This is a genomic window from Halomonas binhaiensis, assembly GCF_008329985.2.
In the GTDB taxonomy this organism is placed as follows: Bacteria; Pseudomonadota; Gammaproteobacteria; order Pseudomonadales; family Halomonadaceae; genus Halomonas; species Halomonas binhaiensis.
The window spans coordinates 2,168,066-2,181,176 of record NZ_CP038437.2; the positions used below are offsets into that span (position 1 = coordinate 2,168,066).

A 13,111-nucleotide genomic window follows, 5' to 3' on the forward strand; every position below is an offset into this window, starting at 1 on the left:
AAGTAATTAGGCGTTCATATCATCAGTGCTTGCCATCGACGACGTTGCCAAATCAGCACGAACATCAGGGAATTCAGTGCCCGATAGCCTAACTGAGTCCACCAGACACCGGCCAGCCCGAATTCAAGATGGAGGCCGAACCACCAGGCCAGGGGAAGGAATATCAACCATTGGGTGGACAGGGTCAGCAGCATCACGGTTCGATTGGCTCCTGCCCCGAGCAGAGCCTGGGTAAACACCAGGGCGGCGGCATCGAGAACGATCATCACCGCGCTCAAGCGCAGTGGCATGACGCCAAGTGCGACAAGCTGGGGATCGTGCAGGAAAAGACTCAGGACGGCTTCAGGAAAGATCAGCATTGGCAGTGCCAGGGCGGCCAGGCACATCCAGGCCATGCGCACGACATCCCATCCCCAGCGGTGGGCGGCGTCAGGGGTGTCACGCCCAAGTGCTTCTCCGACCAGGCTCATGGCGGCCATTCCCAGGCCAACACCAGGGAGGATCAGCAACAGTGACAGGTTGACCAGTACATGGCCTACCGCCACGCTGGCCGTATCCACCTGGCTGAGAATCCAGAACAGCACCGCATAGCCGGCGGCAAACCAACATTGCTGAAAAGAATGAGGAATCGCCAGGCGCAGGGTCATGGCCAGGGTATGAAACTGAGGCCAGTTGTTGGCGAAGCCCTCGGTATGACGAGCGCTGTAGAAGGCCCACATGCAAAGCCCGGCAAACAATGAAAGGGTGGTGCCAAGGCCGGCGCCGCTAGCCCCCATGGCGGGCAGCCCCCAGAAGCCGAAGATCAGCCCGACGCTCGAGATCAGGTTGATCACGTGCATGGTCAGAATGATGCGCAGATAGATGCCTGTGCGCTGCACGCCATTCCAGTAGCCGCGAAAACAGTGGATCAACGCCACTGGCAGCAATGACAGGACACGCCAGCGGAAATAATCGACGGCCACTGCCTCGATGGCAGGATCGTCATTGATCAGCCTGATGATGTCGGGGGCCCGCCATAGGCACAGCAGTGTCAATGGTATGGCAACACCCACGGCAATCATCAATCCGGCGTGCAGGGCCTCACTTGGGCAGCGCTCAGCGCCTTCTCCACTGCGGCGGGCGACCTGAGCCTGGACTGCAGAGGACAGACCGAAGACACAGGCGCACACCATGAAGATGGCATAACCGCCAATGCCGACAGCAGCCAGTTCTGTTTGACCCAGCAGGCCGACCAGGGCCGCATCGACCAGATTCAGCAGACTCTGGGTCAGCATGCCGGCCATGATCGGCAGGGCCAGGCGCAGGATCAGGCGCTGGCGTTGTGTATCAGGTAACAGGCTAAGTTCCAGCACGTTATTCGATCATGCCGGATCGTAGGACAGTACCGGAGACAACCAGCGTTCCATATCTGCCAGCGAGTACCCTTTGCGCTGGGCCAGGACCTCGACTTGATCACGAGTGATCTTGCCGGTGGAAAAGTACTTCGACTGCGGGTGCGAGAAGTACCAGCCGGACACCGCCGCCGCCGGCCACATGGCGAAGTGCTCGGTGAGATCCAGCCCTGTATTGCGGGTCGCATCGAGCATGCGGAACAGCGTCGCCTTTTCCGTATGGTCAGGGCAGGCCGGATAGCCGGGAGCCGGGCGAATGCCCTGATATTTCTCGGCGATCAGGGCCTCATTATCCAGTGCTTCATTGGGTACATAAGCCCAGAACTCGCGTCTGATGCGCTCGTGCATATGCTCGGCAAAGGCTTCGGCCAGACGGTCGGCCAGGGCCTGGACCATGATGGCACTGTAGTCGTCACCCTTGGCCTTGTATTCGTTGGCAAGCTCTTCGACACCATGTCCTGCCGTCACGGCAAAACCACCGATCCAGTCGGGCTTGCCGCTGTCCTTGGGAGCAATGAAGTCCGCCAGGCTATAGCAAGCGCCGTCACGGTTCTTGGTAGTCTGCTGGCGGATATGGTTCAGGCGCTCGATGACCGTTTCGCGAGATTCATCGGCATAGACTTCGATGACATCGTTGTCCACGCAGTTGGCAGGCCACAGGCCAACGACGCCGCGAGCTTGAATGAGTTTCTCATCAACCAGGTGCTTGAGCATCTCCTGGGCATCGGCATAGAGATTGCGTGCTGCCTCGCCGACCACTTCATCATTGAGAATCTTCGGATACTTGCCTGCCAGTTCCCAGCTCATGAAGAAGGGCGTCCAGTCGATGCGATCGATCAGTGCATTGAGATCGTAGTCATCGAACACTTTGAGTCCGGTGAAGGTGGGCTTGGGTGGTTCATAGCCCTGCCAGTCGAGCTGCATCTTGCGCTCGCAGGCACTGGCGTAGTCCAGGTCGGCCGCCTTGGGGCGGCGCTTGGCATTGCGCTCACGAACCTTGTCGTACTCTTCCCGGATGTCTGCCACGTAGCTTGGCTTGAGCTCTGGCGACAGCAGACGGCTGGCCACGCCTACGGCACGCGAAGCATCGGTGACATAGATGACCGGCTCCTGGTACTGGGGTTCGATCTTTACTGCAGTATGAGCCTTGGAGGTCGTGGCGCCCCCGATCAACAGTGGCAGGGAAAAGCCTTGGCGCTGCATTTCCTTGGCCACATGAACCATCTCGTCCAGCGAAGGGGTGATCAGGCCGGACAGGCCGATCAGGTCGGCCTTTTCTTCCCGAGCGGTCTGCAGGATCTTTTCTGCCGGAACCATCACGCCAAGATCGATGACGTCATAGTTGTTGCATTGAAGCACCACGCCCACGATGTTCTTGCCAATGTCGTGGACATCACCCTTGACCGTGGCCATGACGATCTTGCCCTTGGCCTGGGTGTCCTCGGTCTTTTCCGCTTCGATGAAGGGGATCAGATAGGCGACCGCCTGTTTCATGACGCGAGCGGACTTTACCACCTGGGGCAGGAACATCTTGCCGGCACCGAACAGGTCCCCGACCACGTTCATGCCATCCATCAGCGGCCCTTCGATCACCTCGATCGGGCGATTGGCCTTGAGGCGCGCCTCCTCAGTATCGGCTTCGATGAAGCTGGTGACACCCTTGACCAGAGCATGCTCGATACGCTTGCCGACCTCCCAGCTGCGCCACTCAAGGTCCTCTTTCTTGTCGGCGCTGGTGCCATCGCCCTTGTAACGGTCGGCAATTTCGAGCAGGCGTTCGGTGGCCTCGTCATTACGATTGAGCACCACATCTTCCACTGCCTCGCGCAGTTCACTGGGCAGATCGTCATACACGGCCAATTGACCGGCGTTGACGATGCCCATGGTCAGACCTGCGCGAATGGCGTGATACAGGAAAACCGAGTGAATGGCCTCGCGTACCGGATTGTTGCCGCGGAAGGAGAACGACACATTGGACACACCGCCGGATACCATGGCATGAGGCAGGTGGGTGGTGATCCACTGGGTTGCCTCGATGAAGTCCACTGCGTAGTTGTTGTGCTCTTCGATCCCGGTCGCGATGGCAAAGATATTCGGATCGAAGATGATGTCCTCTGGCGGAAAACCAATGTCATCGACGAGCAGGCGATAGGCGCGTTCGCAGATCTCGGTCTTGCGCTGGAAGGTGTCTGCCTGACCTTCTTCGTCAAAGGCCATCACCACCACGGCGGCACCATGACGGCGGCATTCCGTGGCCTGCTGGCGGAAGGATTCCTCTCCTTCCTTGAGCGAGATGGAGTTGACGACGGCCTTGCCCTGAATGCACTTGAGCCCTGCTTCGATGATGTCCCACTTGGAGGAGTCCACCATGATCGGTACCTTGGCGATATCGGGCTCGCCAGCGATCAGGTTAAGGAAGCGCACCATGGCTTCCTTGGACTCCAGCATGCCCTCATCCATGTTGATGTCGATGATCTGGGCGCCGTTCTCGACCTGGTCCAGGGCCACTTCCAGGGCGGTGGTGAAATCCTCTTCGACAATCAGGCGCTTGAAGCGCGCAGAACCGGTGACATTGGTACGTTCACCGACATTGACGAACAGGGAATCCTGCTCGATGTTGAACGGCTCGAGGCCAGACAGGCGGCAGGCCTGAGGACGTTCAGGGATGGCACGTGGCTTCAGGTCCTTGATGGCCTGATAAATGGCGGCAATGTGCTCTGGCGTTGAACCACAGCAACCCCCAATGATGTTGACCAGGCCGCTGCGTGCAAACTCGGCCACGATCTCGGCCATTTCTTCGGGCGTTTGATCGTATTCGCCAAACTCGTTGGGCAGGCCGGCATTGGGGTGGGCGGATATGAACGTGTCTGCCTTGGTCGAGAGTTCCTCGACATAGGGGCGCAATTCTTCAGCGCCGAGGGCGCAGTTGAGACCAACACTCAAGGGCCTGGCATGACGCACTGAGTTCCAGAAGGCTTCCGTGGTCTGGCCTGACAAGGTGCGCCCAGATGCGTCCGTGATCGTGCCCGAGATCATGACCGGAAGACGGACCCCGGTTTCATCGAAGATCTGCTCCAGCGCGTAGATCGCCGCCTTGGCATTGAGCGTGTCAAAGATGGTTTCGATCATGATCAGATCGGCACCACCTTCGATCAGGGCCAGAGCTGCTTCGCGATAGTTGTCGCGCAGTGCGTCAAAGGTGACATTGCGCTTGGCAGGGTCGTTGACGTCCGGAGACAGTGACGCTGTGCGGGAAGTCGGGCCCAGTACGCCCGCGACATAACGCGGAATGCCGGTTTCCTGGCCAACGGCATCACAGACTTCCCGTGCAAGGCGCGCTGCCTCACGGTTGAGTTCGGCCACCAGGGCTTCCATTCCATAATCGGACTGGGATAACTGGGTGCTGTTGAAGGTATTGGTTTCGACGATGTCCGCACCGGCTTCGAGATATTGCCGATGAATGCGTGACACGACTTCAGGGCAGGTCAGGACCAGCAGGTCGTTGTTGCCCTTGAGGTCGGTGGGCCAATCCTTGAAACGCTGCCCCCGGAAGTCTTCTTCACTGAGAGAAGCATTCTGCAGCATGGTGCCCATGCCACCGTCCAGCATCAGGATGCGTTGCGTGAGGCTTTCGGTCAGGCGGGTAACTTGGGCAGTAGGAACGGCAACCATTGCAGGGGAGTCTCCAGCTAGCACTTGTGGCGGTCAGCGTATTTCAGGCGCGTATTCTTGCGTAAGGCATTTATAAGCGCGCATTTTTATGTCAGGAGCGCAATGTGCATGAGCAAAATGTGAATCGACATGCGCGTTCCTTTGTTTTAGCAATCGATGTTTTAGCAATCGAGTATTTTAACAATCGAGTGTACCGGCGATCGAATGGCCCCATTAACTGAGACCAGGTGCGAAATTGCCTGGGGGCAGTAGCTTACCAAAAAAGCACGTTGTCAAAGTACAAAGTCATTCATGCTGTTCAGTGAAAGTATTCATGATGGGTGATGGGTGATGGGTGATGGGTGATGGGTGATGGGTGATGGGTGATGGGTGATGGGTGATGGGTGATGGGTGATGGGAAATATGCCGGGCGATGCTTCGGATGCTTGATGAGAATAATTCCGACTAAAACACTCGGGATTGTGTCTGATCATAGTGTCGCTTACCATGGCACTATCTGCTCCTGACCTGGCCGGAGAAGTTTGATTGATGCCGGCCTGGCCAATGCTGCCATAGGAGCCGCGCGGCCTCTGCGCGCAGAGAATACATAGTGAGAGATCCATGAGCGAAAACATCCAGATCACCGACAGTGCACAGGACTACCTCGCAGAGCTGCTTGAAAAGCAGAATGTGGAAGGAATTGCCGTGCGAATCTTCATTACCCAGCCAGGCACCCCGTATGCCGAGACCTGCCTGGCCTACTGTCGCCCCGGGGAAGAGGAGCCCAGTGATCAACTCCTGGAGCTTGCCAAGATCAATGTCTACCTCGATGCCAACAGTGTACCGTTTCTTGAGGACGCCGTGGTCGACTTCAATGCTGACCGCATGGGTGGGCAGCTGACCATCAAGGCGCCAAACGCCAAGATGCCCAAGGTCAATGCCGATAGTCCGCTGGAGGATCGCATCAACTATGTGCTCTACAGCGAGATCAATCCCGGTCTTGCCGCTCACGGTGGTGAAATCAAGCTGGTTCAGCTGACCGAAGACCAGGTGGCAGTGCTGGCATTTGGTGGTGGTTGCCAGGGTTGTGCTGCCGTCGATCTTACCCTGAAGGAAGGGGTGGAAAAGACACTGATGGAGCGTATCCCTGAGCTGGCCGGTATTCGTGATGTGACTGACCATACGGATACCACGAACGCTTATTACCGCTAAGGTCTGTTACTGCTGAGGTCTGCTACCACTGAGCCCTACAGCTGATCGGTTACGCGCCGCCCTTGTGGGCGGCGTTGTTGTTGCTGCTGCAAGATCAACTGTCTGACGTTGTTGACGCTGTCGTATCGCTTTCCTTTTCGTTTCTGGCGGCTTCGCGCCGCTGGGCGGCGAGGGACCAGATCTTTTCGTCGAGTTTTGCTTCCAGGGCATGGATGCGCTCCGCTTGCGTGGCAAGCTGGCGTTTCTGCTCCTCGATGCGTTCACTGAGCAGCTCATTTTCATGCTGCCTGGCACGTGCATTATCCTCGGCTCTGGAACGCGCCAGAAGCGTTTCCTTGTGGTGCTTTTCTTCTTCCAGCAGGTCTGCGCGGACACGCTGCAATTGCTGTTGTAGCGTTTCATAGCGCTGTTCAGCCTGTTGAAGCTTCTGGGCATGGGACTTTTCTGCTGCCTGCCGTTCCTGGCGTGCATCATCAAGCATGCCCATCAGGCGGGCTTCGGCTGTCTCATGGCGCTGTTCTTCCTGGCGCAGGCGCTCGGTGTGTTCCGCCTGGAGCTCACCAAGGGCAACCTGGTGCGCCTGGGCCAGGCGCTCATTTTCCTGCTGCAGGCGTGCCAGCTGATCTTCCAACTGTGCAGAACGCTGGCGCTCTTTCTCTAGTTGCTGCTCCTGGGCCTGGACGGTGGATTCCATGCGGGCCGAATTGGCGATGCTTTCCTGCAGGCGCTTTTCGGTAGTGACCAGGTGGGCCGAGAGAGCTGACTCGCGTTGCTCGGCATCTTCGGCCCTGCGGTCGGCGTCTGCCACTCGTTCCTGGGCTGCCGTGACCTGACGGTCGGCCTCTTCTCGGTAGTGAGAGAGGTTATCGGTTGCTGCCGTCTGGGCCTGGCTCCACAGCTCTTCCGCCAGTGCCTGCAGTTCGGCAGGCATGCCCTGGGGAGGAGGTACATCGGTGCGCTCCTCCCGACGAGTCCGCCATTCCCTCAGGTGTTCGCTGATCGTCGTGAAGCTACCGGTGCCAAGAATGTTGCGCACCTTCTGCACACTGGGCGCTTCCTGGCGCTGGAGCAGCGTATCGATTGCACGCTGTACGTCGTCGAAAGTAATCCCTGTTCGAGCCATGAGTCGTCACCTTGGGGCGTAACCTTGGAAGAGTGCTGTTCGTTCGCGTGAGTGCTTTCGAGCAAGCACTGTTCGAGCAAGCGTTACAGCCAGCCTTTTCGCTTGAAATACCAGAAGGGTGCAATGCCGGATGCGACCATCAGGCCAAGCGCCCATGGGTATCCCAGCATCCACTTCAATTCGGGCATGACCTCAAAGTTCATGCCATAGATGCTGGCCACCAGAGTGGGTGGCAGAAAGACAACAGCGGCAATGGAGAACATCTTGATGATCTGGTTTTGCTCGATATTGATGAAACCTTGGGTCGAGTCCATCAGGAAGTTGATCTTATCGAATAGAAACGTGGTGTGTGACATCAGCGTTTCAATGTCGCGCATGATTTCGCGCAGCGTTTCCAGGTGTTCTGGCTGAGTGCGCATGTGGCGCAGCAGGAAGGAGATATTGCGCTGAGTATCCATCAGGCACAGGCGAATCTTCCCGTTGCTGTCTTCCAGGCGTGCCAGCCTGTCAATGGCATCTTCCAGGCTGGCCTGCTCATCTTCCAGCACCAGATAGCTGACTTCTTCAAGCTGCTGGTGCAGGTCTTCCAGCGTGTCAGCGTGATTTTCCACCTTCTGTTCGAACAGGGTGACCAATAATTCTTCGGGTGACTGGGCCTCGACCTGGCCTCGTCGGGCGCGCATGCGCAGCAGACGAAAGTCCGCCAGCTCGCTTTCGCGAATGGTGATCAGGCGCTGGCTTTGCAGAATGCAGGCAACCGTTTCGGTGTGATGGCGATTCTCGGACTGGGTGAGAAACAGCGAGTGGATGTGCACGCCAGCCTGGTCGACGAAGCAGCGAGCAGAGGCCTCGATCTCTTCAATGTCATCTGATTCGGGAAGGTCGGTATGCAGCAGGCCTTGAAACAGTGAGCGTTCCTCATCATCAGGGTCGCGTGCATCAATCCAGTCCGCCTCCGCCAGAGCGCGCTCCGTTTGATCATCCGGGAGGCGACATTCCCGAATGGTTCCTTCCTGGATCTTGAATAGTCTCAGCATCGCGGTACCTCGATGTATAGGCGAATCCTGTGTCATCGCCGGGATGGCCTGTATGGCTCGGCTGTCTCCGGTATTCCTGGCCTGCATGTGCGCTGCGATTGTAGAGCAACACGGTATTGGCGAATAGGCCGCCGGGACGGGGCTGCGTATCAGCCGTCATTCACATTGCCATTTCTCAGTATTGTCTGGTGAGGGTTTGTCGTCACTGTTTGTCTTCGACAGGCCTTCGCTGATCAGTCTAGCGTATTTTTAGTGTAATTACATAATGCATAATAACGTAAATATATTTATTAAATATAATATAAAATCAAGATTACCCGTATTATCTTGATTTTATGCTGCTACACTGGGCAAAAATGGATGGCAGGAGCACGTCTAAGCACCTGCGAAGGCAAGCAAAACCAGGCACGAAAGCTAGGCACGAAAACCAGGCACGAAAAATAGACAAAAAACCGGCAAGCAAAAGCAGCGGAATGAAAAGAATGCGCCACCAAGGCAAAGGCAAAGGCAAAGGCAAAGACATAGACAAGGGGGCTGTTGGCCGCTCGAATACCGGCATCGTGCGGCATGACGCTGCGATTACAGAGCAGGGTGAGCTGGTGTCGGCTGCGATCCCGGCGACCAGCGATGCCCAGGCCGTAAGTGCCTGGTTGAGAGAATATCGTGGCAGTCCCCAGACCCTGCGCACGTACCGGCGTGAAGCCGAGAGGCTGCTGTTGTGGGTGGCCGAGCAGGGCGTTGACTTGAGGTCCCTGCGCCGTCATCACCTCGATGATTTCGAAGCCTTCCTTTGTGATCCTCAGCCGCGCGAGCGCTGGGTGGGGCCCGTCAAATCCCGACAGTCGCCGGACTGGAAACCCTTTCGTGGCCCGTTGTCGGCATCCAGCCGACGCCAGAGTCTGGTAATCCTGCAGGGCATGATGAGCTGGTTGATGGAAGCGGGGTGGATCACGCACAACCCCTTTCGCCTGATGCGCGATAAGCGTCGCCGTCTGGACAATCAGGCAGGGCGTGTCGAGCGCTATCTGGAGCGACCGCTATGGGGCTGGCTGTGGGCGTGGCTGTGTCGTCAGTTGCCCGATGCGGCCAGCCTGCGTGAACGCAAGCTGTGGACGCGTCGACGCCTGGTGTTTGGTTTTGCCTATCTGATGGCGCCGCGTATCTCCGAAATGAGCCAGGCACGCATGAGCGACTTGTTCGTGCGTGAAGGCCGATGGTGGTGGCGAGTGGTCGGAAAGGGGGCCAAGACAGCGGAAATTCCTGTGCCGGAAGATATGATGCTGCTGATTCGGCAAATTCGTGTGGGTTATGGACTAGCGGAAAATCCGGGGCTGGATGATGGGCCCATCCTGCGCCGCCTGGATGACAAGAGCCCGCTGGGTGAGAATCAGCTGTATCGCCTGATTCGTACAACCTTTGCTCAGGCAGCCGATGTGCTGGAGCAAGAAGGGGGGGATGCCCTGGCTGTCATGCGGCTAAGGCAGGCAACCCCCCATTGGCTACGTCACACGGCCTTGACCCACCAGGCCCAGGCCGGTGTCGAGCTACGCTACCTGGCGGCCACTGCCCGCCATGCCCGGCTTGATACCACCTCCCGTTACCTGCATACCGAAGACGAAGAGTGGCACCGCCAGCAATCCTGGCACCGACTGCCGGGGGCTGATGACAGAGAGCCGGACTGAAGCCGGCTCCTGCAAGGCCCGAGCGGCCGTCTCAGCGCCCCATCCAGCCGCCGTCGACAGTCAGGATGCTGCCGTGCATATAATCGGAGGCCGAAGAGGCCAGGAAGACGGCCGGTCCGGCGAAGTCCTCGGGCTGCCCCCAGCGCCCAGCAGGGATGCGCTCGAGAATAGCGCGAGAACGGGTTTCGTCATGACGCAGCGCCTCGGTATTGTCGGTGGCGATATAGCCCGGCGCGATGGCATTGACGTTGACGCCACGGCTGGCCCACTCATTGGCGAAGGCCTTGGTCAACTGGGCGATGCCTCCCTTGCTGGCGGCATAGCCAGGTACCGTGATTCCCCCCTGGAACGACAGCAGCGAAGCGGTGAACACGATCTTGCCATGACCACGCTGGCACATTGCGCCACCGATCGCGCGGGTCAGCACGAACTGGGCTGAAAGGTTGATCTCGATGACCCGATCCCAGAGCTCATCGGAATGCTCGGCAGCCGGAGCACGTTCAATGGTACCGGCATTGTTGAACAGGATATCAATGGGCTGCTGCGCCAGCCGGTCGGCCAGTCCCTGCACGGCATCACGATCTGAGAAGTCACAACGAATCGCGGTGAAGGTGCGTCCTGCTGCGCGTACGGCGGCACCGATATCAGCGCCATCCTCGGGCATGGCAGCGCTGACACCGATCACATCGGCACCGGCTTCGGCCAGCGCCACGGCAATGGCGCCCCCGATGCCTCGCCTTGCGCCAGTCACCACGGCTGTACGTCCCGCCAGATTGAAGTTGTCCAGAATCGACATGCTTACTCTCCCTGAGTGATAGTGATCAACGTCTTGAGCGCTTCAGCGTTGCCGGTCAGGCTGGCAAAGGCATCTCCGATGCGCTCCAACGGCTGCTTGTCGGTAATGATGGCGTCGACATCGATAGCGCCAGACCCCAGTAGTTCCAGGGCACGATCGAAATCCTCCGGCTCATAGACTCGCGCCCCGATCAGCTCCAGTTCGCGCCAGAAGAAACGGAACATGTCCACCAGCGGGCGGTTGGCATGAATCGCCACCATGACGATACGTCCGCGTGTGGCCGCCACTTCGGTCATGAGATCGACGCCCGGCTGGCTGCCGGATACCTCGAACACCACATCGGCGCCCTTGTTGCCGGTGCGCTCATTGATCAGTGCCACCACGTCGGTTTCCAGCGGGTTGACGGCCTCCAGGCCCATGGCATTGGCCATGCGAATGCGCGTGGAGTTGATCTCGCTGAGGATGACGTCAGCGCCCTCGGCCTTGGCGGTCAAGGCAATCAGGGTGCCGATGGGGCCGCCGCCGATGACCAGAGCACATTCGCCGGCTTTCAGGCGTGCGCGGCGGACATCGTGTGCGGCCACGGCAGTGGGCTCGACCAACGCCGCGGCTGCCAGTGACAGATTGTCCGGCAGGGCGTGCAGGAGCTTCGCCGGGACCGTCCAGAAGCGCTTGAAGGCGCCATCCGTATCGATGCCCATGAACTTGAGATTGTGACAGATATGGGCGTGGCCATTGTTGCAGGCGGGACAGTCGCCACAGTTGTCGAGCGGGCGAACCACGACACGATCGCCACAGCGATAGCCATCGACGCCTTCACCGACCTCGACGACGGTACCTGCCATCTCGTGGCCGAACACGCGCTGGTCGCCGATTCGGGCATCCATATGGCCGAGATAGGCATGCAGGTCGGTGCCACAGATGCCACAGAAAGCAATCTCCAGGCGCACCTCGCCGGGCCCTGGCGCAGCAACGGGTTGGTCAACGATCTCGAAGTGGCCATCGCCACGATAGACAGCAGCAGGGTTATTCATAAGGGTTCCTTGTCCTTGTGTCTCACGGGGGTTGAGGGAGCAGTGGATAGCGATGTCATGCGGCATTTCTATTGCCGGCAATCTGGTGCTGCATGACGCGATGCGGGATCAGTCGTTCCCAATCGAAGCTCACACCGATACCAGGCTCTTCGGGAGCAATGGCCCGGGCGTCACGGATCACCAGTGGACGCTGGGTGTAGCGGTCGATGGGGAAGGAATGGACCTCCAGCCACCCAGCATTGGGCTGAGCGGACACCAGGCTGACATGCAGCTCCTGCATGCCATGGCTGCAGACGGGAATACCGGCCTGTCGGCAGCGCTGTGCCGCCGCAAGCCAGCCGGAGATACCGCCACAGTTGGAAGCGTCCGGCTGCAGCCATGAGAGTGAAGCATCGCGCAGCGCGTGCTCGAACTCCTCGATGATGTGCAGGTTCTCGCCCATGGCCAGGGGCATTCCGGTCTCTTGCGCGATACGCGCATAGCCGAGGTAGTCATCGGGAATGATGGGCTCTTCGAACCACAGCAGATCGAAGGGCATGAAGGCATGAGCGGCCTTGATGGCCTGATCGACACTGAGGCCATAATTGGCATCGACCATGAAGGTGATGTCCTTGCCGATCAGATCACGGACCGCACTGACCCGCTCAATGTCCTCGTTCAGGTCCGGCTTGCCGACCTTGATCTTGACGGCCTCGACGCCGCTGGCGAGATAACCTTCGACATTGCTCAACAGGCGGGGCAGGGAGAAGTTGAGGTCAACACCGCCACAATAGGCCCGGCAGCGGGTATCGTGACCACCGGCCATCTGCACCAGCGGCTGGCCGAGACGTTTGCCACGCAGGTCCCACAGTGCAATGTCCAGCGCGGAAATCGCGAAGGAGGCGATGCCGCCGCGGCCGACATAGTGCACATGCCACAGCATCTCGTCATAACGTGCAGCGACGTCCTCGGCATCACGTTCGATGAGCAGTGGCGCCAGATCCTGCTCGAGCAGGGCGAGAATGGCCTTGCCGCCACGTCCGCCGGTATAGGTATAGCCTGTTCCCTCGAGGCCGTCCGAGGTACGGATGGTGGCGGTGATCAACTCGAAATGAGTGTGCAGCCCATGCTTTGCATCACCCAGGGGCTCATCGAGCGGTACCCGGTACAACTGCAGGTCGATGTGTGAAATCCGTGTCATGAGTC

At 58.7% G+C, this 13,111-nt stretch carries 9 protein-coding genes; 2 read left to right on the forward strand and 7 right to left on the reverse strand.

The window, feature by feature from the left end:
• Nucleotides 1-14 precede the first annotated feature (14 nt).
• Together E4T21_RS09540 and metH are read right to left on the reverse strand one after the other, a co-directional pair.
• Nucleotides 15-1,337 (reverse strand): MATE family efflux transporter, encoded by a 1,323-nt coding sequence (locus tag E4T21_RS09540; protein WP_149287128.1) that lies wholly within the window; start codon nucleotides 1,335-1,337, stop codon nucleotides 15-17.
• A 24-nt stretch (nucleotides 1,338-1,361) separates the two neighbouring features.
• Nucleotides 1,362-5,063, reverse strand: coding sequence for a methionine synthase (metH, locus tag E4T21_RS09545; RefSeq protein ID WP_149284772.1), 3,702 nt, complete (start codon nucleotides 5,061-5,063; stop codon nucleotides 1,362-1,364).
• A 600-nt stretch (nucleotides 5,064-5,663) separates the two neighbouring features.
• Between metH and nfuA the strand changes: the two genes are divergently transcribed.
• Nucleotides 5,664-6,254: a Fe-S biogenesis protein NfuA gene (nfuA, locus tag E4T21_RS09550; RefSeq protein WP_149284773.1), complete on the forward strand. Its 591-nt coding sequence runs from the start codon at nucleotides 5,664-5,666 to the stop codon at nucleotides 6,252-6,254.
• Between the two features lie 94 nt (nucleotides 6,255-6,348).
• Here the strand turns inward: nfuA and E4T21_RS09555 are convergent, their stop codons facing one another.
• Both E4T21_RS09555 and corA read right to left on the reverse strand, forming a co-directional pair.
• A complete protein-coding gene (locus E4T21_RS09555; RefSeq protein ID WP_149284774.1) occupies nucleotides 6,349-7,377 on the reverse strand; it encodes a DNA-binding protein in 1,029 nt (342 codons plus the stop codon).
• A gap of 83 nt (nucleotides 7,378-7,460) precedes the next feature.
• On the reverse strand, nucleotides 7,461-8,414 hold the full coding sequence (gene corA, locus E4T21_RS09560) for a magnesium/cobalt transporter CorA (RefSeq protein ID WP_149284775.1): 954 nt from the start codon (nucleotides 8,412-8,414) through the stop codon (nucleotides 7,461-7,463).
• A 482-nt stretch (nucleotides 8,415-8,896) separates the two neighbouring features.
• Between corA and E4T21_RS09565 the strand changes: the two genes are divergently transcribed.
• Entirely contained in the window at nucleotides 8,897-10,096 is a 1,200-nt protein-coding gene (locus E4T21_RS09565) for a tyrosine-type recombinase/integrase (RefSeq protein WP_149284776.1), read from the forward strand.
• Between the two features lie 31 nt (nucleotides 10,097-10,127).
• On the opposite strand, the gene E4T21_RS09570 is transcribed toward E4T21_RS09565, so the two are convergent.
• The 3 genes from E4T21_RS09570 to E4T21_RS09580 are packed head-to-tail and all read right to left on the reverse strand — an operon-like array spanning nucleotide 10,128 to nucleotide 13,106.
• Nucleotides 10,128-10,892, reverse strand: coding sequence for an SDR family oxidoreductase (locus E4T21_RS09570; RefSeq protein ID WP_275898222.1), 765 nt, complete (start codon nucleotides 10,890-10,892; stop codon nucleotides 10,128-10,130).
• Between the two features lie 2 nt (nucleotides 10,893-10,894).
• Nucleotides 10,895-11,926 (reverse strand): zinc-dependent alcohol dehydrogenase, encoded by a 1,032-nt coding sequence (locus E4T21_RS09575; protein ID WP_149284777.1) that lies wholly within the window; start codon nucleotides 11,924-11,926, stop codon nucleotides 10,895-10,897.
• Nucleotides 11,927-11,981: 55 nt separating this feature from the next.
• Nucleotides 11,982-13,106 carry a mandelate racemase/muconate lactonizing enzyme family protein gene (locus E4T21_RS09580; protein WP_149284778.1) on the reverse strand — a complete coding sequence of 375 codons (1,125 nt, stop codon included), beginning with the start codon at nucleotides 13,104-13,106 and terminating at the stop codon, nucleotides 11,982-11,984.
• Between the last annotated feature and the right edge of the window lie 5 nt (nucleotides 13,107-13,111).

Excerpts from the sequence above, each read along its gene's own strand:
- metH (WP_149284772.1), bottom strand. The coding sequence starts at position 5,063 with ATGGTTGCCGTTCCTACTGCCCAAGTTACCCGCCTGACCGAAAGCCTC.
- nfuA (WP_149284773.1), top strand. The coding sequence starts at position 5,664 with ATGAGCGAAAACATCCAGATCACCGACAGTGCACAGGACTACCTCGCA.
- E4T21_RS09555 (WP_149284774.1), bottom strand. The coding sequence starts at position 7,377 with ATGGCTCGAACAGGGATTACTTTCGACGACGTACAGCGTGCAATCGAT.
- corA (WP_149284775.1), bottom strand. The coding sequence starts at position 8,414 with ATGCTGAGACTATTCAAGATCCAGGAAGGAACCATTCGGGAATGTCGC.
- E4T21_RS09565 (WP_149284776.1), top strand. The coding sequence starts at position 8,897 with ATGCGCCACCAAGGCAAAGGCAAAGGCAAAGGCAAAGACATAGACAAG.
- E4T21_RS09570 (WP_275898222.1), bottom strand. The coding sequence starts at position 10,892 with ATGTCGATTCTGGACAACTTCAATCTGGCGGGACGTACAGCCGTGGTG.
- E4T21_RS09575 (WP_149284777.1), bottom strand. The coding sequence starts at position 11,926 with ATGAATAACCCTGCTGCTGTCTATCGTGGCGATGGCCACTTCGAGATC.
- E4T21_RS09580 (WP_149284778.1), bottom strand. The coding sequence starts at position 13,106 with ATGACACGGATTTCACACATCGACCTGCAGTTGTACCGGGTACCGCTC.